Source organism: Streptacidiphilus sp. MAP12-33, assembly GCF_041261265.1.
Taxonomy (GTDB): Bacteria; Actinomycetota; Actinomycetes; order Streptomycetales; family Streptomycetaceae; genus Streptacidiphilus.
Genome location: NZ_JBGCCA010000039.1, coordinates 37,884 through 58,969, shown reverse-complemented (window position 1 = coordinate 58,969; position 21,086 = coordinate 37,884). Strand labels below are relative to the sequence as shown.

Annotated in this window: 18 protein-coding genes and 5 tRNA genes; 13 read left to right on the top strand and 10 right to left on the bottom strand. The window is 70.5% G+C overall.

What is annotated here, in order from left to right:
- Positions 1 to 36: 36 nt before the first annotated feature.
- On the bottom strand, positions 37 to 3,012 hold the full coding sequence (locus tag ABH931_RS32060) for a glycine--tRNA ligase (RefSeq protein WP_370121166.1): 2,976 nt from the start codon (positions 3,010 to 3,012) through the stop codon (positions 37 to 39).
- Between the two features lie 186 nt (positions 3,013 to 3,198).
- On the opposite strand from ABH931_RS32060, the gene ABH931_RS32055 reads away from it, so the two are divergent.
- Positions 3,199 to 3,699, top strand: a complete 501-nt coding sequence (locus ABH931_RS32055) for a hypothetical protein (protein WP_370121163.1) — start codon at positions 3,199 to 3,201, stop codon at positions 3,697 to 3,699.
- Between the two features lie 81 nt (positions 3,700 to 3,780).
- On the opposite strand, the gene ABH931_RS32050 is transcribed toward ABH931_RS32055, so the two are convergent.
- The 3 genes from ABH931_RS32050 to ABH931_RS32040 all read right to left on the bottom strand — a co-directional run bounded on the left by ABH931_RS32050 (position 3,781) and on the right by ABH931_RS32040 (position 7,528).
- Positions 3,781 to 3,853, bottom strand: a tRNA-Lys gene (locus ABH931_RS32050).
- Between the two features lie 313 nt (positions 3,854 to 4,166).
- Positions 4,167 to 4,880, bottom strand: a complete 714-nt coding sequence (locus ABH931_RS32045; RefSeq protein ID WP_370121160.1) for a DNA polymerase beta superfamily protein — start codon at positions 4,878 to 4,880, stop codon at positions 4,167 to 4,169.
- 434 nt (positions 4,881 to 5,314) lie between these two features.
- Positions 5,315 to 7,528, bottom strand: coding sequence for a DEAD/DEAH box helicase (locus tag ABH931_RS32040; protein ID WP_370121157.1), 2,214 nt, complete (start codon positions 7,526 to 7,528; stop codon positions 5,315 to 5,317).
- 297 nt (positions 7,529 to 7,825) lie between these two features.
- On the opposite strand from ABH931_RS32040, the gene ABH931_RS32035 reads away from it, so the two are divergent.
- Positions 7,826 to 8,026, top strand: a complete 201-nt coding sequence (locus ABH931_RS32035; protein ID WP_370121154.1) for a hypothetical protein — start codon at positions 7,826 to 7,828, stop codon at positions 8,024 to 8,026.
- Between the two features lie 271 nt (positions 8,027 to 8,297).
- On the opposite strand, the gene ABH931_RS32030 is transcribed toward ABH931_RS32035, so the two are convergent.
- Complete coding sequence (locus ABH931_RS32030) at positions 8,298 to 8,648, bottom strand: metallopeptidase family protein (RefSeq protein WP_370121151.1); 351 nt, start codon at positions 8,646 to 8,648, stop codon at positions 8,298 to 8,300.
- Positions 8,649 to 8,816: 168 nt separating this feature from the next.
- Between ABH931_RS32030 and ABH931_RS32025 the strand changes: the two genes are divergently transcribed.
- The 3 genes from ABH931_RS32025 (at position 8,817) to ABH931_RS32015 (ending at position 9,121) form a co-directional block, all read left to right on the top strand.
- A tRNA-Glu gene (locus ABH931_RS32025) sits at positions 8,817 to 8,889 on the top strand.
- Between the two features lie 56 nt (positions 8,890 to 8,945).
- Positions 8,946 to 9,019 (top strand) — tRNA-Asp (locus ABH931_RS32020).
- Positions 9,020 to 9,047: 28 nt separating this feature from the next.
- A tRNA-Phe gene (locus ABH931_RS32015) sits at positions 9,048 to 9,121 on the top strand.
- 86 nt (positions 9,122 to 9,207) lie between these two features.
- On the opposite strand, the gene xerC is transcribed toward ABH931_RS32015, so the two are convergent.
- The 3 genes from xerC to ABH931_RS32000 are packed head-to-tail and all read right to left on the bottom strand — an operon-like array spanning position 9,208 to position 12,121.
- Positions 9,208 to 10,434: a tyrosine recombinase XerC gene (gene xerC / locus ABH931_RS32010; RefSeq protein ID WP_370121149.1), complete on the bottom strand. Its 1,227-nt coding sequence runs from the start codon at positions 10,432 to 10,434 to the stop codon at positions 9,208 to 9,210.
- Positions 10,419 to 11,810: a replication initiator protein RepSA gene (repSA, locus tag ABH931_RS32005; protein ID WP_370121146.1), complete on the bottom strand. Its 1,392-nt coding sequence runs from the start codon at positions 11,808 to 11,810 to the stop codon at positions 10,419 to 10,421. Before repSA ends, xerC begins: the two co-directional genes overlap by 16 nt.
- Complete coding sequence (locus ABH931_RS32000) at positions 11,807 to 12,121, bottom strand: hypothetical protein (protein WP_370121143.1); 315 nt, start codon at positions 12,119 to 12,121, stop codon at positions 11,807 to 11,809. Before ABH931_RS32000 ends, repSA begins: the two co-directional genes overlap by 4 nt.
- A gap of 218 nt (positions 12,122 to 12,339) precedes the next feature.
- Between ABH931_RS32000 and ABH931_RS31995 the strand changes: the two genes are divergently transcribed.
- From ABH931_RS31995 to ABH931_RS31965, 7 genes are all read left to right on the top strand, one after another.
- Positions 12,340 to 12,660 carry a putative quinol monooxygenase gene (locus ABH931_RS31995; RefSeq protein WP_370121140.1) on the top strand — a complete coding sequence of 107 codons (321 nt, stop codon included), beginning with the start codon at positions 12,340 to 12,342 and terminating at the stop codon, positions 12,658 to 12,660.
- Positions 12,657 to 13,901 carry a helix-turn-helix domain-containing protein gene (locus tag ABH931_RS31990; protein ID WP_370121138.1) on the top strand — a complete coding sequence of 415 codons (1,245 nt, stop codon included), beginning with the start codon at positions 12,657 to 12,659 and terminating at the stop codon, positions 13,899 to 13,901. Before ABH931_RS31995 ends, ABH931_RS31990 begins: the two co-directional genes overlap by 4 nt.
- A 450-nt stretch (positions 13,902 to 14,351) precedes the next feature.
- Positions 14,352 to 14,870 (top strand): hypothetical protein, encoded by a 519-nt coding sequence (locus ABH931_RS31985; RefSeq protein WP_370121135.1) that lies wholly within the window; start codon positions 14,352 to 14,354, stop codon positions 14,868 to 14,870.
- Between the two features lie 96 nt (positions 14,871 to 14,966).
- A tRNA-Phe gene (locus ABH931_RS31980) sits at positions 14,967 to 15,035 on the top strand.
- Positions 15,036 to 15,370: 335 nt separating this feature from the next.
- Entirely contained in the window at positions 15,371 to 16,807 is a 1,437-nt protein-coding gene (locus ABH931_RS31975; protein ID WP_370121132.1) for an SMI1/KNR4 family protein, read from the top strand.
- Between the two features lie 34 nt (positions 16,808 to 16,841).
- Entirely contained in the window at positions 16,842 to 18,026 is a 1,185-nt protein-coding gene (locus ABH931_RS31970; RefSeq protein ID WP_370121129.1) for an NADAR family protein, read from the top strand.
- A gap of 446 nt (positions 18,027 to 18,472) precedes the next feature.
- Complete coding sequence (locus ABH931_RS31965; RefSeq protein WP_370121126.1) at positions 18,473 to 18,979, top strand: hypothetical protein; 507 nt, start codon at positions 18,473 to 18,475, stop codon at positions 18,977 to 18,979.
- Between the two features lie 76 nt (positions 18,980 to 19,055).
- Here ABH931_RS31965 and ABH931_RS31960 read toward each other — a convergent pair whose 3' ends face one another.
- Positions 19,056 to 19,412 (bottom strand): hypothetical protein, encoded by a 357-nt coding sequence (locus ABH931_RS31960; protein ID WP_370121124.1) that lies wholly within the window; start codon positions 19,410 to 19,412, stop codon positions 19,056 to 19,058.
- 299 nt (positions 19,413 to 19,711) lie between these two features.
- On the opposite strand from ABH931_RS31960, the gene ABH931_RS31955 reads away from it, so the two are divergent.
- On the top strand, positions 19,712 to 20,542 hold the full coding sequence (locus tag ABH931_RS31955; protein WP_370121121.1) for an IS5 family transposase: 831 nt from the start codon (positions 19,712 to 19,714) through the stop codon (positions 20,540 to 20,542).
- Here the strand turns inward: ABH931_RS31955 and ABH931_RS31950 are convergent.
- Positions 20,460 to 21,050: a hypothetical protein gene (locus ABH931_RS31950; protein ID WP_370121118.1), complete on the bottom strand. Its 591-nt coding sequence runs from the start codon at positions 21,048 to 21,050 to the stop codon at positions 20,460 to 20,462. The two genes, ABH931_RS31955 and ABH931_RS31950, sit on opposite strands and share 83 nt — an antisense overlap.
- Positions 21,051 to 21,086 lie beyond the last annotated feature (36 nt).

The following is a 21,086-nucleotide window of genomic DNA, read 5'->3' as shown; positions in this document are numbered from 1 at the left end:
GCCCCGCCGAGGGAGTCGGCGGGGCGGCCCCGGGCGTCACTTCAGCTCGGACCAGGCGAGCAGCGGGGTGGTCAGCTCCAGGACGGTGGCCAGCAGCGCGAGGCGGTTGGCGCGGACCGCCGGGTCCTCGTCCATCACCATGACGCCCTCGAAGAAGGCGTCGACGGCCTGGACCAGCACCGCGCTCTCCTGGAGGAAGGTCCGCAGGTCGGGCATGGACCCCAGGACCGCGCGGGTCTTCTCCACCGCCTGCTGCAACTCACCCTCCAGCGGCGTGGAGAACAGGGCCGCGTCGGGCGTGGGCGCGGTCCCGGCCGGGACGATCCGCAGCACCCGCTGGATCGCGGCCGTGGCCAGCGCCAGCTCCTCGCTCCCGTGGGCCGCTTCGAGCTCGGCGAGGCGTGCCGCGGCGGGAACCGGACGGTCCGCCTGCGCCAGCACCGCCCGCACGTCGTGGACCGCGTGCCCGGCCTCCAGCAGCTGCTGCTCGAAGCGGCGGACGACGAACTGCTGGGCCTCGGCCAGGCTCTCGTCCGTGACCGGCACCGGCTGCCGTTCGGCGGCGATGCGCAGCATGGAGGAGACCGTCAGCGGCGCGAGCGCGGGGTGGGTGCGCAGGATGTTGACCATCCCGAGCGCGGCCCGGCGCAGGCCGAACGGGTCCGAGCCGCCGGTGGGCGCGCCGCCGAGCGGCAGCAGGCCCGCGAGCAGGTCGGCGCGGTCGGCGAGGGCGAGCAGCGCGCCGGGCGTCGTCTGCGGCAGCCGGTCGGCGGAGTGACGCGGCAGCTCGCCCTCGAAGAGGGCCTGGGCCACCTCCTCCGGCTGACCGGCCTTGCGGGCGTAGACCTCGGCCATGACCCCGGCCAGGCTGGAGAGTTCGGTGACCATCTGCGAGCCGAGATCGAACTTGACCAGCCCGGCGGCCCGCTCCAGCGTGATCACGTCGCGCGCGCCGATCGGCAGCTGCGAGGCGAACTCGGTGGCAACCGAGCCGATCCGCTGGGCGCGGTCCGCCATCGAGCCCAGGGTGTCCTCGAAGGTGAGCAGCTGGAGCCGCTCCTGCATGGCCTCCAGCGGGGTGTCCAGGTCCGCGCGCCAGAAGAACGCGGCGTCCTCGTAACGGGCCCGCAGTACCGCCTCGTTGCCGCGCCGCACCACGTCCTGGTCGCAGGCGCCGTTGGCGACGGTGACGAAGCAGGGCAGCAGTGCGCCGTCCGCGCCCTGCACGGGCAGGTAGCGCTGGTGCTTGCGCATGACCGTGGTGAGGATCTGGTCGGGCAGTTCGAGGTACTTCTCGTCGAACGTGCCGAGGATCGGGGTGGGGTACTCGACCAGGTTGGCGATCTCGTCGACGAGCGCGCTGTTGGCCTCCAGATCGACGGTGCCGCCGACCTGCGCGGCCAGGCGCAGCGCGGCGGCCTCGATGGCCGCGCGGCGGGCAGCGGTGTCGGCGATGATGCCGTGCCGGGCCAGCAGTTCGACGTAGCCGTCGGCGGCCGGGACCTCGATCACGGGCTGCGCGGCGGTCCGGTGGACGCGGGTGGTGCGGCCCGCGTCCAGGCCGGAGACGGAGAACGGCACGACCTCGTCGCCGAGCAGCGCGAGCACCCACCGGATCGGGCGGCTGAAGGAGAGGCCGGAGGCGTTCCAGCGCATGTTCTTCTCCGCCCGCAGGCCCGAGACGACGCCGGGCAGCAACTGCGCCAGCACCTCCTCGGCCGGGCGGCCGCGCACCAGGCGGGTCAGCACGACGTGCTCGTTCTTGCCGAACGCGGCGCGGCCGAGCTCGGCCGGGTCGGCGTCCTGGCTGCGGGCGAAGCCGAGCAGCGCGGGCGTCGGCCCGCCCTCGGCGTCGTAGGCGGCGGCGACCTTGGGGCCCTTGACGGTCTGCTCGTGGTCGGGCTCCGCGGTCTCGACACCCTCCAGCGTCACCACGACCCGGCGCGGCGTGGCCGCGACGTGCAGGGCGCCGTGCCCGAGGCGGGCCGCCCCGAGCCCAGTCTCGAGCGCCTCACGCACCGAGTCGACGACACGGGTGGCCTCGGCGGGCGGCAGCTCCTCGAAGCCGATCTCGAACGCGAGCGTCCGCAGCCCCGTCGGCCCGGCGGGCGCCGGCGCCTCCTGGGCGGCCGCGCCCTCCTCCGTCGCGGCGTCCGTGCCGAGCGGGTACCCCAACTCGGCCCGCCGCTCGGCCCACAGCTCGGCGACGTCGTGCGCGAGCCCGCGCATCCGGGCGAACGAACGGGCGCGCTCGGTGGTGGAGATGGCGCCGCGGGCGTCGAGCACGTTGAAGCTGTGCGAGCACTTGAGCACGTAGGAGTAGGCGGGCACCGGCAGCCGCAGGTCGAGCAGGCGGCGTGCCTCCCTGGCGTACGCCTCGAACAGCTCGCGGTTGGTTTCCACGTCCGCGTCGTCGAGGTAGTAGCGGCTCATCTCGTACTCGGCCTGGCCGAAGACCTCGCCGTAGGTGATGCCGGGGGCGTAGGCGATGTCCTTGAAGTGGCTGACGCCCTGAAGCGCCATCAGGATGCGCTCCAGCCCGTAGGTGATCTCCACCGAGACGGGGTCCAGCGTCATGCCGCCGGCCTGCTGGAAGTAGGTGAACTGGGTGATCTCCAGCCCGTCCAGCCACACCTCCCAGCCCAGCCCCCAGGCACCGAGGGCGGGCGAGGCCCAGTTGTCCTCCACGAACCGGACGTCGTGCGCCTCGATGTCGATGCCGAGCGCCTTGAGACTGCCCAGGTAGAGCTCCTGCGCGTTGCCCGGCTCGGGCTTGAGGATCACCTGGAACTGGGTGTGCGTCTGCAGGCGGTTGGGGTTCTCCCCGTAGCGCGAGTCGTCGGGGCGCACACTGGGCTCGACGTAGGCCACGCGCCACGGCTCGGGCCCCTGCACCCGCAGGAAGGTGGCCGGGTTCAGGGTTCCGGCGCCGACCTCGCTGTTCATCGGCTGGGCGACTAGGCAGCCCTGTTGCGTCCAGTAGGCGTTGAGGGCGAGCAGAGCTTCCTGCATCGTCAGCATGGTGCAACCCCACAAGTCGGTGAACTGGCCCTTCGGGCCCGCGGTCCGGCGATTCTATGCACTGACGCCGAACCGCCGCCGGTGCCGACCTCACGGTCCACGCCCCCCCGGTGCCGACCTCGTGGCCCACGCCCCCCGGTGCCGTCCGGTGCGGGGCCCGAGCGCATCATGGTCCGCGTGAACACGACCTCCGGCCGATGGCGCCGAGCCCGCACCCGCGGCGGGGCGATCCTGTGCTGGCTCGTCGGAGCCCTCTTCGCGTTCGGCGGGGTGCTCGGCAGCGTCCTGGCAATCCACCTCGACGCGACAGGCACCCGGACCACCGCGGTGATCGTGGACCAGCGGCAGAACGGCCGGAACGAGGACTACCTGCTGGGCTTCACCCTCCCCGACGGCACCCCGGTCGACGCCTGGACCGGAGCGATCGACGGTGGCGACAACGGCACCAGGGTCCAAGTCCTCTACGACCCGAGCGATCCGACCGGCACCGTGGACTCTCCCGGCCACAACACCACGCAGGAGTGGGTACCGCTGCTCGTCGCCGTGGCCGCGGGCCTGGGACTCGGCTGGACGGGACGGGCGTTGTGGCTCTCAGCCCGCGCCCATCGGAACAGCGAACCGTTCGGGGACCGCGGCCTGCCTCCCATCCCCTCGAGGAACGCCCGGTCGCACGGCTAGAGCTCGGCCAGGGCCTCCGGGCCGGAGACACGAGAAGCCCCGGCCGTGGGTGATCTCCCCGGCCGGGGCTTGGTCGTTCGGTGGGGCGCGTGGGGCTCGAACCCACAACCTACGGATTAAAAGTCCGCAGCTCTGCCAATTGAGCTAGCGCCCCAGGCCGCGTACGGCCCGGCCGGGGCGGACCCGGCCAGGCGTAGCCTACCTGGTCCCGGGGCCGGTGTTGTGTGTCATCCGGCGCGGCGATCACCCACGGCCCGGGTAGCCGACCGGGACGGGGGTGCGCAGACCGTCCGGAGCGGCTCCGGCCGTCGCTGCTGACGCTTGTCCATGTGACTGTCCCCCAGGTCGTCGTGCGACGTCGTTCTCCGTGGCTTCGTTCTCCGTGGCTCAACTCTCCGGCACGCGCCCGGTTCCCGGGCAGGGCCCCCGCTCCCGCGATCCTCGGGACATCTGTCACGCCCCGACTGTCATGCCCCGACGAGCAGGCTGCTGCGGACCGTCCGCAGCCAGGACTCCGCCGGACGTTCGTCCGGCCGGTCCGGCAGCGCCCCCGGGGCGGAGAAGGCCTCCTCCGCCGCGGCCAGTCGTGCCCCGGCCAGCGAGGGCCGGGCGGCCATGCGCTCCCCCTCCGCGCGCAGGCGCTCCGGATCCTCCACCCGGATCCGCAGCTCGCCGCTGCGGTGGAGGTGGACGCCCTGCTCCAGCAGGCGCAGCAGGTGACGCGCGTGCTTGGCCAGCCTGCCGGGCGGCGCCTCACCGCGCTCCTCCTTGGCGGAGAGCTTGCGGAACTGCTGGGTGGCGTAGCCCAGGTACGCGCTGCGGACGGCCCGCTCCGAGAGGAAGGACCCCCGGATCGCGATCAGCTCCTCGCCCAGCGGGCTGCGCAGCAGGTAGCAGTCGTCCGGCAGCCAGACCAGCTCGGACGCGGTGGGATTGGCGCTCAGTGCCAGCCGGCACCACTTGGCCGCCTCGTGCAGGGTGCGGTCCGGCGCCGTCGTCACCATCGACTCGCCCGGCCGGTGCAGACCGAACAGCCGCTCCGTCGGCACGGCGAACACGCCCAGCCGGTCCACGTCGGAACCCGCGTGGGCGAGACCGTAGGCCGTCGAACCGACGACGCCCTCCAACAGGACCGTGTGCGAGGCAGCCGAGGTGTTCGAGGTGTTCGAAGCCGCGTTCATCGTGCGAGTGTCGCGGGCGGCCCCGGGGCGTGACCAGCGGATTTCGGGCGGGGTCGATCCCCGGGAAAAAAGCCGTTGCGGCCCGGGAGGGGGTCTGCCTACTGTGTTCGCACACTGAAAGGAGGTGATCCTAGGTTGAGTACGACCAGGACGCGTGAGGTGGCTGCGCGCTAGCGCTGCCCCGTCCGACGGCGGGTAGCTCCCGTCCGAGGACACTCCAACACTGGCGCGCGAGCGCAATTCAGAGCAGTCACCCGGCCCGCAGGCTCATCGGATCGTCCCCGATGCCCCGGCCCCTGGACGCAGGGGTCGTGGGAGCAAGCCTGCGGGCCGCTTTTTTGTGCCCGCTGACCGGCCCGGCCGGAACGCGGACAGGCCGCCCCCGGAAAGGGAGCGGCCTGTCGGTCGTACTGCGTGCTGCGTGCTGTGCTGTGTCAGCTCTTCCAGCGCGGCTTGCGCTCGGCGGAGCCGGCGCCGGAGCCGCCACGGTAGCCGGAGGGGCCACGGTCGTCACGGCGCTGGAAGCCGCCACGGTCGTCACGACGGTCGTCACGACGGAAGTTGCCCGAGGAGGCGGGGCGGTGGTCGTCGCGGCGGGCGCCGAAGGACGGGCGACGGTCGCGGTCACGGTCGCCGAAGGACGGACGACGGTCACGGTCGCGGTCACCGAAGGACGGACGGTCCTCACGACGCTGGAAACCACCACGGTCATCGCGACGGTCACGGTCACCGAAGGACGGACGGTCCTCACGACGCTGGAAACCACCACGGTCGTCACGACGGTCACGGTCACCGAAGGACGGACGGTCCTCACGACGCTGGAAACCACCACGGTCGTCACGACGGTCGTCACGGCGGAAGCCACCGTCACGGTCCTCACGACGCTGGAAACCACCACGGTCATCGCGACGGTCGTCACGGCGCTGGAAACCGCCGCGGTCGTCACGGCGCTGGAAACCACCACGGTCGTCACGACGCTGGAAACCACCGCGGTCGTCACGGCCGCGCTCCTCACGGGAGGAGAAGGAACGCTCCGAACGCGGGGCACGGGCCTCGACGGCGACCGGCTCGTCGCCCGCCTCGGCCACGGCCGGGGCCGAGGTCTCGTCGGCGGAGGCGGCCTGGGTGGTCGCCGCGTCGGCGGCCTCGTCCGTGTCCTCGTCGTCCAGACCCAGCTCGGCACGCTCGGCCGCAGCGCGGGCGGCCAGACGGTCGGCCTCGTCACGGAGGTTGGCGGCGTGGCGGGTGGCCCGCTCCAGCTCCTTGGTCAGCGCGACGACGTCACGCTCGGCCTGCGCGGCCTGGGTGGCCGCGGAGTCGGCCTGGACGCCGGTCAGCGAGCGGGCACCGGTGATGCGGACCAGGTCCGCGTCGAAGGAGCCGCCGACGATGTGGCGGGTGGCCTCGACACCGGCGTCCTCCAGCAGGCGGAAGGTGCTGCGGCGCTGGTGCGGCAGGATCAGCGTGACGACCGTCCCGGAGCGGCCGGCGCGCGCGGTGCGGCCGGAGCGGTGCAGGTAGTCCTTGTGGTCACCGGCCGGGTCCACGTTCAGGACCAGGTCGATGCCGTCGACGTGGATGCCGCGGGCGGCGACGTCGGTGGCGACCAGGACGTTGACGTAACCGTCCTTGAAGTCGCCGAGGGTGCGGGTACGCGCGCCCTGGGTCATACCGCCGTGCAGCGCGTCGGCCTTCACGCCGGCGTCGCGCAGCTGCTCGGCGACACGGTCGCAGCCCATCTGGGTGCGGACGAAGATGATGGTGCGGCCCTTGCGGGCGGCGATGGCGTTGGTGACCGGCGCCTTGTCCTTGGGCTTCACGACCAGGACGTGGTGGGTCATGGTGGTGACGGCACCGGCGGACGGGTCGACCTCGTGGGTGACCGGGCTGACCAGGTAGCGCTTGACCAGGCTGTCGATCTCGTTCTCCAGCGTGGCGGAGAAGAGCATCCGCTGGCCGCCGGCCGGGACCTTGTCGAGGATCTCGGTGACCTCGGGCAGGAAGCCCATGTCGGCCATCTGGTCGGCCTCGTCCAGGACGACGATCTCGACCTCGTCCAGGGTGCAGGCGCCGCGGTCGAGCAGGTCGCGCAGGCGGCCGGGGGTGGCGACGAGGATGTCGACGCCGCGCTCCAGGGCCCAGATCTGCTTCGGCATGGAGGTACCGCCGCAGACGACCTTGAGGTTCAGGCCGAGCACGCTGCCGTAGGGCTCCAGCGCCTCGGAGACCTGCATGGCCAGCTCACGGGTCGGCACCAGGATCAGGCCGCGCGGACGCTTGGCCCGGGTGCGGCCCTGCTCCAGGCGGGTCAGCAGCGGCAGGCCGAAGCTGAGGGTCTTGCCGGAGCCGGTACGGCCACGGCCCAGGACGTCCTTGCCGGCCAGCGCGTCCGGGATGGTGGCGGCCTGGATCGGGAACGGGGTGGTCACACCGTGCTTGGCCAGGCCGCGGACGATCTCGTCCGGCAGGCCCAGGTCGCCGAAGGTGACCGTCTTCTCGGTCTCGACCTCGGCGGCCTGCTCAGTGGAGTCGGCGGCGGTGGTGGCGGCGTCGGCCTCGACCTCGGTGGCCTCGAGCTCGACCAGGGCGCCAGAGGCGTCCTGACCGTTTTCGGGCATGGCGAAGCGGGCGTCGTCAACGAGGGACATGAAAAACCTTCCGAATGTCGGCACGTGCCCACACCCGCAGATTTCCCAAACCGCCTCAATGCGGTAAGCCACGGAGTACCGGAACGCGCCAGGTGCGCCTGAAATGGATACGGCGCCGGGCAATTAACACAACGATCTACCAAGATAGCGCAACGGGGCCGAACCGCCAAACCGTGCGCCGAACCAGGCCACACTACCCCGCCGAGTCAGCCGACGGAAGAGCTCGCCGAAGGTGTCGCCGCGGTCGGGCTGGAGGAGGGTGGCGGGGGCGCCACGCTGGGGCTTGCGGCCGGGCTCGTGGGCGGCGGACTCGGCTGCGCGGGCGGGGTCGTCTGCGTCGAGCCACCCGGGGACGACGTGGCCGCGGGCGTCGTCAGGACCGGCACCGGCACGACCGCGGTGGCACCGGCACTGGGCCGTGCCGCGCTCGCCCCGGGACTGGCGGAGGTCCCGCCGCTCGGCGCCTCGCCGGGGTGGTGCCGCACGCCGACATGGTGAGCGCCGACGCCGTCCTGCGAGCCGCCCACGTCGCCCGCACCCACCGTCGGACCGTCGGCCCCGGCCGGCGCGACGGCGGGACCCACCTCCATGCACCCGGCCAGCGACCCCACCGCCCCGACGGCGGCCCCGGTCACCAACGCCCACGCCGCGACCCGACGCACCCCCGCTCCGACCTTGCCCACCGCGACCGGCCCCGCTTCCTTGCCTGACGTCCTGGTCCCCGCCCTCGTCAGGCTCAACGCGGACAGCGCGCCAAAGGACACGGCCGTCACCCGTAGCCGAGTTCGTGCAGCCGCTCGTCGGGGATCCCGAAGTGGTGGCCGATCTCGTGCACGACGGTCACCCCCACCTCACGCACCACCTCCGCCTCGCTGGCACACATGCGCAGCGTGGGATTGCGGTAGACGGTGATCCGGTCCGGCAGCACCCCGGCGTACCACTCGCCGCGCTCGGTCAGCGGCGTCCCCTCGTACAACCCGAGCAGCTCCGGCCCCCCGGCGGGCGCCTCGTCCTCGACGAAGATCACGACGTTGTCCATCAAACGGGTGAGCTCCACCGGGATCCCGTCCAGTGCGTCCCCGACCAGCTCCTCGAACCGCTCCCGGCCCATCTCCAGCACGCCGCACCCCGTTTCCTCGCGTCTTCCTCGCGCCTTCTCCGGACCGGCCCCCTGGCCCCGGGCAGCCCGGACGGACACCCGCCCCGAAACCGATTTTGGTGTTCCCGCCCGCATCCCATATGCTTCTGAACGTCCCCGACGGCCGCAAGGCACCCGGACGGTCCACCAGCCCTCATCGTCTAGTGGCCCAGGACGCCGCCCTTTCAAGGCGGTAGCACGGGTTCGAATCCCGTTGGGGGCACGTAGTACGGCAGTACATGCAGTGCAGCAAGGCCTTCGCACGAAGTCTGTGCGTCTGGCTCCGTGGAGCAGTTGGTTAGCTCGCCACCCTGTCAAGGTGGAGGTCGCGGGTTCAAGTCCCGTCGGAGTCGCTCAGGCTCCCTCATCACGAGGGATCCTGGCCAGGTAGCTCAGTTGGTACGAGCGTCCGCCTGAAAAGCGGAAGGTCGCCGGTTCGACCCCGGCCCTGGCCACTCGTTTGACCAGCAGAAAGCCCCGAGCGGAGTAATCCGGCCGGGGCTTTTTCGTGTCTGCTGACGGCAGCATGACGGCAGTGGGTCTACTTGATCAGCTCCGAGAGGCTGGTCAGCGCCTTGCGCTTCTCCGCCGCCGACGCGTGGGCGTAGATCCCGATCGTGACCTGTAGATCACTGTGCCCGGCGATCTCCCGGACCACGTGAGGCGGGACGCCCAAGTCGAGCAGCAGCGAGACGAACGAGTGCCGGAGATCGTGGAACCGGAAGGCGTCGAGCCCGGCCCGCTTCCTGGTCGCGTACCAGTGGCGGTTGAGGTTCCTCGGGTCGAACGGCGAGCCAACCGCCGTCGTGAAGACGAAGCCGGTGTCCAGCCATTCCGAGCCGCAGCTCTCGCGCTCCGCCTGCTGGTCCTGCTGGCGCTGCCTGAGCGCAGCGACCACCGGGGCGGGCAGCGGAATCGTGCGCTTCGAGTAGCGCGTCTTGGGCAGCGCGACGACGAGTTCGCCCTTGATCCGCTGGAGGTTCTGGCTGACGGTCAACTCCCCGCGCTCCAGGTCCAGGTCCGACCAGTGCAGGCCCAGCAGTTCGCCCTTACGCAGACCGAGCAGCAGCGCCAGGGCGTACAGCGCGTACAGGCGGTCCTTCCGCACCACAGCCAGCAGCTGCCGGGCCTGCTCCGGGGTGAGCCCCTTCCCACGGGCGTAGTCCGGCCCCTCGATCTGCACGAGCTTGGCCACGTTGCGGGTGACCAGCTCCTCCCGGACCGCGTTCTGGAGCGCGTTCCGCAACACGGCGTGTACGAGCTGAACCATGCGCATCGACAGCCGACGCTCACAGCACTTCCCACGCGAGCAGCACTGATCCTCTTCGGGACGGCGACCGTCGAGCTTCCGCGCGCAGCACAGGCAGAGCTTCCGGCAACGGTCGAGCATGGCGCGCACGTCACGGGGCGTCAGCTTCTCCAGCCGCTTGGCCCCGAGCAGCGGCACCAGGTAGAGCCGGACAGCGCCCTCGTACGCGATCACCGTCTTGGGCCTACGGCGCGGCGTGACCACGTGCTCCAGCCAGTACGCCAGGTAGGTGCCGACAGTCCAGGACCGATCAGCCACCGGGATGCCCTGGCCCGCTTGGGCCTGGAGCTTCACCAGCTCCACGAAGGCTTCGGCCCGCGTCCGGCCGTACTTCCGGACCCGCTTCATGGTGCCGGCGGAAGTCGGGACGTAGGCCGCAGCCTCCCAACGCCCGTCCTTCCGCAGCGTCACCGTGCCTTCGCCGTTCAGCCGCGTCCTGCGGCTCACGCGACCAGCCATGCGTCCTCTTCCTCCCAGGTGGCTTGTAGCTCCTTCCTCATCTCGCGGTTGAACGCGAGCTGCCGGGCGATGCCCGCTGCGAACATCGACTCCCCCGGCGTCAGCCCGGACCCGGCGTAGCGCCAGTGCGCGACCACGAGCGTGCTGCCCTCCGTGTCGGCGTCGTCCTGCTCTGGCATCCCGTGATCACGCCGTTCCTGTCGCGCTCGCCAGTCGGCCCGCACCTGACGCAGCGCCCCGAGCGTGGTCGAGTACCGCTTGGACTTGCTGGCGAAGTGGCCACGGAAGCCGAGCATGTGCGACCAATGCGCCAACTTGCGGTCGGGGTAGTACTCATCCAGTTCCCAGCACGCCTCGATCAGGCGGCGCGTGTGCGGCGGGATGCTCAGCTTGTCCAGCTCCGCCAGCTCACCGATGCGCCGGTCAACGGTCTCGGTCGTCTCCGCCGCCTTGGTGGCGTACTTGGCGACGTACCCGGCGACTGCCTCTTCGGTCAGCTCCCCGCCATTGCCCACGCGCGTGATCTCATGCACCTCGACCTGCGAGCCCCAGCGCAGCATCCGAGCCGGACGGCTCCCGGCAGCAGCCACCGAGACCGAGACACGCCCGGCCGCGTAGCGGATCGCGTCCGCCAGCAGTTCCGCCGTCGCCCAGGCAGGAGGCTCCTCCCCCGCACCCTCTGGACCGTCCAGGCGCACGATCGCGTGGAAGTGCACCGCGCCCCGGCGCTGGTACTCCGCGACCTTCGCGAAGGAGAGCCGGAAGTGCTCACCCGCCTTGCTGCGCGGTATGCCCGCTCGGTCGGCCACGGCGCGGCCGAGGTAGATCGTGAAGCGCTGCCACAGTTCTCCGGCGTGGTTGTTCCACAGCACGGCGTGCGCGTAGTCGTAGCGGTCCGGGTCGAGCGGCGTACCCAACTGGGGATCTCCGTCCGCATGCCGCAAACGGCACCGGCAGCGGCCGGACTCAGGGATGTTGTGGACCGGCCCGAAGCTGGGTGCAGTCAGCGTGGCGAACACCTTGGGATGCGAGCGCACCACGGTGGGAACGCCCTTGGTGTGGTCGCCAGTCAGGCCCGCACGGATCAGGTGGAAGGTGTCACCGGCGTAGAGCCAGGCGCACGAGGGGCACCGGGACGCCCGGCGATTGCCGCAGGCCAGGCGAAGCGCGCCGCCCGGTTCGTCAGCGGTGGAGTAGGAGCGTTCGGCGATCATCTCGCCCGTGGCCCTGTCGACCGTCTTGCGCCATCCCGCGATCCGGACCGGATGGGCACAGCCTCCGGTGCGCTCCATCTGCCATTGCCAGCGCGGAAAGTCGGGGGCCGTGGCCACCCTCACCAGGTCGGCGAGGGTGACCGCGTCCAGTTCGTTGGTCACGCGACCACCGCCAGCCGGGGCAGAGCGAGGTGACCGTGCGTCGGGCAGGGCCGCAGGAACGTGGAGTCGTCGGACAGCTCCGAGCGCGGGGTGAGCGTCCAGCCGGTGAAGCCGCCGTTCGTCGGCCACCACTCCATGTGGCACGGGCAGAGCGCGGACGCGCCGAACTCCTCGTCGGAGCAGCCGCAGGGCACGAGGGCACCGACCGACCCGGAGACCGAGCCGTCCGCATCCTGGTAGACGCCCGTGCCGGAGCAGTCGCCGCAGGCGTCGTCGGCGAGGGAGAGCGAAGAGAGCAGCGTTGCGGGCATGATGGAACTTCCCTTCGTGGGACGGAGAGCGGCGCATCTGCTTGGCGGTGGAGCGCCGCTCTCGGCGTGTGGACCATCGAGCCGACCGGAGGAATCTCACCCCTAGTAGCAGCTTCCCCACGAAGGTACTAACAGTGTTTCTGCGAGTCAAGAGTTTCTGCGACTAGCAGCAGTCCTGCGTTTCTGCGAAGCTGATTTGCGACTACCAGGGAGGCTTGATGAGCAGCGGTTTTGGCCTTGTCGTCCGCTTCGAACTTCACGACGAAGCAGCGGCCGAGGGCTTCGATGAGCTGGTGTCCCGCACGCTGCCCGGCATCAAGGCGCAGGAGCCGGGCACCCTGGCCTACGTCGTGCACGCCGTGCCGGACGAGCCCAACGTCCGTGTCTTCTACGAGCTGTACGCCGACCGGGCCGCCTTCGACGCTCACGAGCAGCAGCCGCACACCAAGCACTTCCTCGCTGAGCGAGAGCAGTACGTCAGCGGCCTCCAGGTCACCTTCCTCCAGGCCCAGGCCGGAAAGGGTCCGGTGACGCCGTGACCCCCGAGGAGCGCCGGGCCTTCGGCAGCCGCGTGGCAGAGCTGCGCAAGCAGCGCGACATGACGCAGGAGGAGTTGGCCGCAGCCATCTCCCGAACTGCGAGCTGGGTCTCCCAGGTCGAGCGCGGCGTCCAGCCGGTCAACCGCCTCGATGTGCTGCGCCTGCTCGCCGATGGGCTCGGCGTCTCCGTCCAGACGCTCCGTCCCGAAGTGCCGGCGGAGGCCCCGCGGAACGCTCCCGAGGAGCACGGCGAGGGATCGAACGATCTCGACCAAGCCCGCCTCGTCATCTCCGGCCACCCCGTGCCCGAGGTGCTGTTGGGCCATCAGCCCACAGGCAGTCACGGCAGCCTGCCCGAGCTACGCGCGGCAGTCGAGCGCATCTGGGAGCTGACCCACGACGACCGCTTCTCCGAGCTGAGCGCTGCTCTTGGCCCATTGGTCCCGCGTCTGGAGCGCGCCGTCCGCACGGCCCCAGCCAAGGACCGCCCGGAACTCTTCCTCCTGCTCAGCCGGACCTACCAGGCCCTTGCTGCCGCCTTCGTCCGCCAGGACGACCCGGACGCGGCATGGGTCGCCGCAGACCGTGCGATTCACGCCGCCGAGCAGTCCGGCCAGCCGCTCCACGTCTTCGCGAGCGTCTTCCGACTTGCCCAAGCCTTCGTCCGGCTCAAGCACTTGGACCAGGCCGAGCACGCCGCCACCACGGCCGTGAACGCCGTCGAGCAGTACACCCAGGGCCCGGACGCAGAGCCCGAAGCCCTGTCGGTGCTGGGGTCGCTGCGCCTCGTGCTGGCCCTCGTCCACGCGCGGGCGGGAGACCGGGCGAAGGCCCGCCAGGAGACCGAGCGGGCGCGTACCGTGGCCCGACGAATCGGCGAGGACCGCAACGACTTCAACTTGGAGTTCGGGCCGACCAACGTCGAGATCCAGGCTGTCTCGATCGCCGTGGAGTTGGGTGACGCGGGCGAGGCCATCGATACCGGCCAGAGCATCGACGCCAGCGCCCTGTCCGTCGAGCGCCAAGCGCGGCTACTGATGGACATGGGCCGGGCCTACGCCCAGCGGCGCCAAAGCGGCGAAGCCCTAGACTGTCTCCTCCAGGCCGAGGAACTCGCACCCGAGATCATCCACACGCACGTGGCATCCCGTGGCACCATCCGGGAGCTCATGCTCGTTGCGGGACGATCCGCGTCCCCTGAGCTCAAGGCACTCGCCGAACGCGCCGACGCCAAGCCCTGATGGCTCCGGCCATCCCGGAGTCGGAGATCCATTGAAGGGTCTGGAGATGGGGTTCTGAGCTGGGACTGGTTACGGATATCGCTACTGGCTCAAGGACCACGCCGCTCGCGCGGCGCGGCCCGCCCCCGCTCGGGCGCGCTCCTGTCTTCGCCCCGCGCCGCCCGGCGGGGCGGACCGCAGGCGGAGGCAGGCGGTGAGCTGACCGGTTCGGACAGCAAGAAGGATCTCCGGCTCCGGGATGACCGGGGCCGTGCCTACAGTGGCCGACCGTTCGTGGTTGAGCTGGGGGACTGCCATCCCGCCCGCCATCGACCCAGGCAAAGCCGAGCAGCCTTGCCCCTCGGGGTCCAGGTCGTTCGGACAGTAGGGCGCTCCACCTGGACCCCGAGGGGCAAGCCCGCTCCACTACCGTGTGGGTCGACGGCAGACGGGATGGCAGCGAGGAGAGCCGTGGCTGATCAGGGAGACAAGGCGTCCGGCTTGCGGCTCATATGGGAGCTGGGCGGCAGCGGGTGGGCCAAGTGCCACCTGGTCGACGGTGACGCACAGGTACAGCTGGTCGCAAGCTATCTGACCGACGCGCTAGCCGATCTCGTCGGTGCCGTGGGTGGGCTCTACGGTGAGCAGGATGTCCGGCGATGCTGCTTCGACATGGAGCCGCAGGAGCTGCGCTGGGTGTTCACCGTCCAGGGGGCGGACGTGCTCCTGGCGGTATACCAGTTCCCGGACTTCGGACTCGGTCTCCCGGAAGACGCCGGCCGAGTCAGGTGGAGAAGTCAGCAGCCGCGCAGCGTGGTCGCGCACGCGGTACTGGAGGCTGCCCAGGAAGTCTGGCGCGAACACGGGGAGGAGGGGTACCTCGCGAAGTGGAAGCGCTACCCATACCCCGTCGCAGCCGTTCAGGATCTGAGACGCCTACACCTTCAGCACGACGATTGCCCGTCCCGGCATGACCAGACGATCCCGTGACGGCTCTGACGGCAGTGTGACGGCAACGCCATCGACTCTCACGGTACATCGCGGTGTCTCACGGGGACTCACCACGTGCGCCCTCAGGCGTTCCGGGGCGATCATCTCGGCCGATGTACTCGCCTGAAAAGCGGAAGGTCGCCGGTTCGACCCCGGCCCTGGCCACATAGTCCGACCAGGCACGATGCCCTCGAAGCAGCTCGCTTCGGGGGCATTTTTCTGCCGTTTGACGCCACCGCTGACGCCAACGGCCCCGAATCGCTCCGGATCTGAGCAGCCAAGATGGCTGACCCCGGAAATGGGGGCACGTGACGCCAATCACAGGGAACTGCTCCGCAGGGGTGACCGGCGTCGGCAGAATCCCGTTGATCCCCTCCAGTCAAGGCTGACACGATCGCCCGGTGGTAACTCCGGAGGACCTCGTCGGTCGGCAAGTGCAACGCGTGACGTGCTCGTAGTTCCACGTCCGCGACGGCGGTGGTGAGCCCGAGCTGTTGCACATGTGGCTGCACATGGAGGGCCTCGGCCCGATCAGATTCCACACACTGGACCACGTACTCGATCTCCGGATCGAAGGGCCCCACGACTCCTACGGCATGGACATGCTCGGTCATGTCACGGTCAGCGACGCACCGGACGAGTTCCCTCTGGCACCGTTCGCAGGCAGCAAGGTCGCCTCCGTCCAGCACATCCGACAGCGGTCCATCGACAGCCGAGTCGGCTTCCAGGCGACATTCCCCGCGGGAAGCGTTCGGATTCTCGCCCTGGCTGATGACCTGGTCGTCACAGCAACCGGGCTGTCAGTGGGCTGGGAGGATGACCTGGATCTTGATCCGCTGGATACCGACCCCTCGTCCGAGGCCCTGCTCCGCGTCCTTTCGGATCAGACTCCGGCCTGTAGGGCGACACGGGAGGCGGTGCTCGGAGGCGGCGTTTGCCGGATCGGAGATGGGGCGGTGCCCGCCGACGCGCTGGCTGGCACCTACGCCGTCCGGCTCGAGCTCACACGGGCCAAGGAGATCAAGACCATCGGGCTGTCGGAAAGCGTGGCGGCCCTGAGCAACTACGGTGACCGGCCGGTACGGCTGGGGTCCGTCGACAGTCCGGACGGCTCGTGGCACTTCGTGGTCTTCCTCGCCGCTGACGGCGGTTCGCTGGTGGCCTGTACGGGAGTTCGGCAGATCGGACCTGACTCAGCAAAAGATCACGAGGAAAAAGAGAGCATGACAAGCGATGAGCAGGAGCTGGCGACCTTCGGCTCAGGAGTGGACTGGTCGGGAGTTCGTGAGCGGGTAGCGGCCCTGCGGGACGCCCCGTTCGCAGAAAAGGTCTTCGGGGCTCGTTGGCAGGGCTCCGGGCATGACTTCCTACTGGAGCCGCCGCTCAGCGAGGCCGAGCTGACAGAAGTCGAGGAGCAGCTTGGCGTCATCCTTCCGTCCGACTACCGCACCTTCCTCCTCGAGGTGGGCGCGGGCGGAGCCGGTCCCCATTACGGGATCTTCCCGCTGCGGCGTGACGGGCAGGGCTGGCACTGGTTGGAGCACCGCAAGGTCCGAAGCAACAACGCGCTCCTCGGGAAGCCGTTCCCCTCCGCGGAGGAGCGGGCTCGCTGGGCGGAGGCTGTGAACGCTCGCGAGCCCGTCAAGGACAGCTTCTCTGACGAGCAGTCCTATCTCGCGGCGTACCGCGCCTGGGACGACGAGTGGGAGAAGCTCAACGACGAGATGACCGCCGGGGCGGTATGTCTCAGCCACGAGGGATGCGGCTACTACACATGGCTCGTCGTGACCGGGCCAGAGTGTGGCACCCTCTGGAAGGACCTGCGGGCCTGCGACGGCCCCCTCCAACCGCTCCCCGCTGCCGGTCACCGCGTCAGCTTCAGCGAGTGGTACCTGGACTGGCTGGCCAAGGCAACCAGCCAAGCTCGCGGTCGGTGAGTTCCAAGACAGCCCCACCGAGTAGCGTGCACCCATGACGTGGCGGGGACCGACGTATCGAACGGTGGACGGGGAGAGAATCGACGGGGCCTGGTGCCACGTCTGGCAGCGGAGTCGCTGGGATGCCGAGTATCACCTCGACGACCTGATCGTCTTCGCGGACGGCGCGGTCAGGTGCCAGGACCGGACCGACCTGGCCGGCTTGAAGAAGCTCCTGACCTCGGGCCGAATCTCCGTGACACGTCCCGGCGCTCCCGCTCTTCCTGACGAACCCTCGAAGTGGCGCTCCCGCCACGGTGAGCCGTTGACCCCGGAGGGCTTCCTGAGCGAGGTTGCCGACAAGATCGAGGAACTCAACGGCCGACCGACCACCGGGCAGCGCTGCTGGGAGGCGATCCGTCGCTACCAGCAGGAGCCCGAGGAGCGGAATCGCGTGCTCCTTCGGGACGCGTACCTGGCAGTCCCACCGCATCGGCGGATCTATGTCCTCGGCGACATGGACCTTCAGGACCGCCCCTTGCGGATCCTGCTCACCGACCTGGGTGAGGCCGTGGACGGGGATGGCCCGGTCGTGACGGCGGACATGCACCAGGAGTCTCTGGACTACTTCCGTCGCGGGGACGAAGGCGTGGCCCGGGAGCAGGAGAGGCGGGCCGTCCAGTACGCCGACGATCCGAGCGGGCCCGGCCAGTCGGCCGTCATCTCCCACCAGACCGTCTTCCCGCAGGGCTGGCCCGAGGCGCTGGGCCTGTTCGTACTCCGCAACGACTACCCGGCGCAGATCGCCTTCGCCGGCGGGACCTACCCGTCCGTGCTCCACGGCTACTGGGCCCTGTCGGCGGCCGACGCGGCCGATCGCCGGCTGATCCAGGAGGCTCCGTCCGGGCGGGAGGCTCACGACCTGGGCGGCCGGGCGGTCCAACGAGCGGACTGGCCTGCCATCCGGCTCGCGGTCATGGCCGGACTGCTGCGCGCGAAGTTCACCCAGCACCCCGAGCTCGCCGGAGTCCTGCTCTCCACCGGGGACGCGACGATCAGCTACACCGGCTTCTCGGACTCTCCCTTCTGGCGGGACGCTCCCGACAGCCGCGGGCGGAACTGGATGGGCCGCCTCCTTGAGCTCGTCCGGTCCGAACTCCTAGCCGAGCTGTCGCTCGGCGGCCACCGAGATCCCGGGAGTTCAACAGTGGCCTGGAAGTCCACGAGGTCACAGATATGACGGGTGCCCACGACGGCCGGCTACCGCCAGCAGCGCCGAAGTCGACACCCGCGACCGGGAGCACCCGTTCGGGGGAGGTCGACGACCGGGACTTGGCCGCGCACCTGGCGATCCAGGCGTTCATCGAGATCCGGTACCTGGCCAGTCGCGCTCGGCGGCTTCCGGAGGAGCTCTCGTCCGACGACACCCTCGACCGCATCAGGCTCCTGGCCGACCTGGGCCACAACCTGCCCGTAGGCACCTGGCCGCGCGCTCGACGTCCCGCCCGTGGGACGCAGGACGGCAGGCGGGAACGGGCAATGAGGGAGCGGCCGATGAGCTGGCTCTGGAACACTGCTGGCCCGGAGAAGAGCGCCTGGATCGTTTCGCACGTCGAGAATGCCGGACTCCGTTGGACTCCCCCGCCTCCGCTCCCGACCCCGCGCAAGGGAGTCCCCCCGCCCAGCGTGCGGCAACGCCTGGGCCTGCTGACAGGCTGGCCGGTGAAGACCCCTGCCAGCCGTCGGCCCCTACCCCGCGAGGCGCGGGTCCTGAAGCCTCTGGACAACGACGCGGTCTTCGCCCTCCACGAGGAAGCCGGGCGCCTGCGGCTCGGCCTGGGCGGGAGCAGTCCGTGGCTCCAAGCTCACCTCGCGCCCGGCGGGCCCCACTACCTGCTCCCCGATCCAGCCGACCACTACTGGCCGGACCCGGAGGCGGGGCGACGCTGGTGGCAGTGCCGCATGCTCCTGACGATGATCGACGGCGAGCAGGTCACCAGCATGCTGGCCGTACTTCCCGAGACCTTCATTGCCCTGCCCTCAACAGTGCCGCGCTTCAGACAGCGTCATCTCGCCCACATCGCCCGCGCCACCGAACGGGACACCGGCCTCTGGGGCCGGGACCACAAGACGCACTGCGACCCCGAGCACTGCGGATACGTCCCCGCTGAGGAGGAGACCGCCTCGACCTGACCGCCTGCTCATGCAGGACTGGCTCCAGCCACTCCTCGCGCTACGGGGAGGGGCCGACAGCTCAAACCCATGCCGGTCACCGCCGGTCGACCACGATCAAGGTGCCTTCGGGACCGTAGGTCAACATCCGCGGCGGTCCCATCCTGCTGACGGCTGCCCGCCGCACGGCCTCCTTGTCCGCTGACGTGGGCCCACCTGGCGCCGTGAGGTGGAAGCCTCGCAGTGCCACCTCGTACGGGTCGATGTCGTCGGGCTCCGGCATACCCTCCAGCACGAAGCCGAAGAAGGCGCGCAGTGCCTCCTCTCCGAGTTCGAGGGGGTGGAACGCCAATGGGTACGGGTCCTGCTCGCCCCACGCCTCGTCCAGTTCCACCGGGTGCTCCCCGATCCAGATCGGCGCCTCGAACGCGAAGCGCTCGCCGATGTCCTCCACCACCCCGCTGTCGGGCGAGAGACTGAGAGCGTGGTGGTGAACCGGGCAGTGTTCGGCGGGGGCGATGGGGTGACGCGTCGAACGGTGTTGCTGTCCGGTGGACGCGCATAGGCGAACGAGCCTCTTGGTAGGAGTGCGGTTGTCGAGACCAACCCTCCGGCCCAGGAGGCCCGTTGCTGGACCAGTTCACCATCGTCGAGGCATGCGGTGCCAGTTCGGCCACTCTGCCGTGTGATTGCCACGTTCACCAGTACGGGGCAATCGCGGCGGGGCGGCGGGCACCGCACTACCCGTCCGACATGACGGATTCGGAATGGGCCCAGGTCAGAGCCTCGATGCCGGTGCCGGCCTGGCTGGAGGGACGAGGCGGACGCCCCGAGGCGAATTGCCACCGTGAGATGGTCGACGCGGTGCGCTACCTCGTCGACAACGGCGCGAAGTGGAGGGCGATGCCCGTCGACCTGCCGGCCCCGCGCAAGGTCTACGACTTCTTCCGCCGCTGGTCACGCCACGGCTATGTGCGCGAGCTCTACCAGCGGCTACGTCGCCTGCAGCGCCGGCGGGAGGGGCGGGCGCCCGAGCCGAGCGCGGGCGTGATGGACGCCCAGTCGGTGGACGGCTCGGAGACCTGCACCGCGGCCACGCGTGGGACGGACGGCAACAAGCTCCGTGACGGGCGCAAGCGCCACATCCTGACCGACACCGGCGGCCTGCTGCTGGAGGTCACCGTCACACCCGCGAACATCCACGACTCGGTGGCAGCCCCAGAACTGCTCGACGCGTTCATGGCCGAGCCCGGACGGCTGCTGAAACTCGTCTGGGCGGACACCGCCTACCAGGGCCCGGTGCTGGCGAACGCGTTCGCCGCCCACGGCGTCAGGGTCGAGGTCGTCAAACGCCCCGACGGGTCCAGGGGATTCGTGGCCCTGGCGCGCAGGTGGATCGTGGAACGCACGCTGGGCTGGCTCTCCCGGGCCAAGCGGCGCAACCGCGACCACGAGCGCCGGCCCGACCACCACGTCCAGATGGTGTGGTGGGCGGGCCTGATCACCCTGACGCGGCAACTGGCGAGAGAACGTCTGCACTGGCCGGAGTTCCGCCCCGACCGCCTGGACCCGCGGCCGGCCTGAACACGCCCCGCTCACGCACCAGCCAGCCCCGCGCCTCCAGTGCGTAGGCACGGTGACGCACCTTCTCCACCTCATTCAACCGGTCCGCGTCCCGCCCCAGCGCCCGCGTCAACTCCTGCACCGTGACCGGCCCCGAGGCGGCCAGCGCCGTCTCGAAGACCTGCCGATAGGCCCCACGCAACGCGCCCGCATCCAGGCTGGCCCGCCATTGCGGCGGCCGGGCATCGTAGCCCTCCCGCAGCACCGGGCGCGCAGGCGTCGGCCGCTCCACGGGAACGGGATCCCGCGGCGCGGCCGACGCAAGGGACACCTCGTCGCCTTCGTGGATCGGGACCGCTCCCTCGGCGAACATCAGCGCCACCTCCGCCCGGGCGATCCGCGCGTGCTCCAGCCGCTGTCGGGCGGCTTCCACCTGCACCTCGGCCTCGCGCAACACCTCCAGCCACGACTCCAGGTCCTCCTGGGCCCGCGCTTCCCGGACCTCCAGCAAAGCGATCACCGACGGCACACCGCACCTCCACGACCAGACCAACCCTCCGCTGGC

Coding starts and splice junctions, on each gene's coding strand:
- ABH931_RS32060 (WP_370121166.1), bottom strand. CDS start 3,012: ATGCAGGAAGCTCTGCTCGCCCTCAACGCCTACTGGACGCAACAGGGC.
- xerC (WP_370121149.1), bottom strand. CDS start 10,434: ATGGCTGGTCGCGTGAGCCGCAGGACGCGGCTGAACGGCGAAGGCACG.
- ABH931_RS31995 (WP_370121140.1), top strand. CDS start 12,340: ATGAGCAGCGGTTTTGGCCTTGTCGTCCGCTTCGAACTTCACGACGAA.
- ABH931_RS32040 (WP_370121157.1), bottom strand. CDS start 7,528: ATGTCCCTCGTTGACGACGCCCGCTTCGCCATGCCCGAAAACGGTCAG.
- ABH931_RS32000 (WP_370121143.1), bottom strand. CDS start 12,121: ATGCCCGCAACGCTGCTCTCTTCGCTCTCCCTCGCCGACGACGCCTGC.
- ABH931_RS31955 (WP_370121121.1), top strand. CDS start 19,712: ATGACGGATTCGGAATGGGCCCAGGTCAGAGCCTCGATGCCGGTGCCG.
- ABH931_RS31970 (WP_370121129.1), top strand. CDS start 16,842: ATGACGTGGCGGGGACCGACGTATCGAACGGTGGACGGGGAGAGAATC.
- ABH931_RS31975 (WP_370121132.1), top strand. CDS start 15,371: ATGTGGCTGCACATGGAGGGCCTCGGCCCGATCAGATTCCACACACTG.
- ABH931_RS32045 (WP_370121160.1), bottom strand. CDS start 4,880: ATGAACGCGGCTTCGAACACCTCGAACACCTCGGCTGCCTCGCACACG.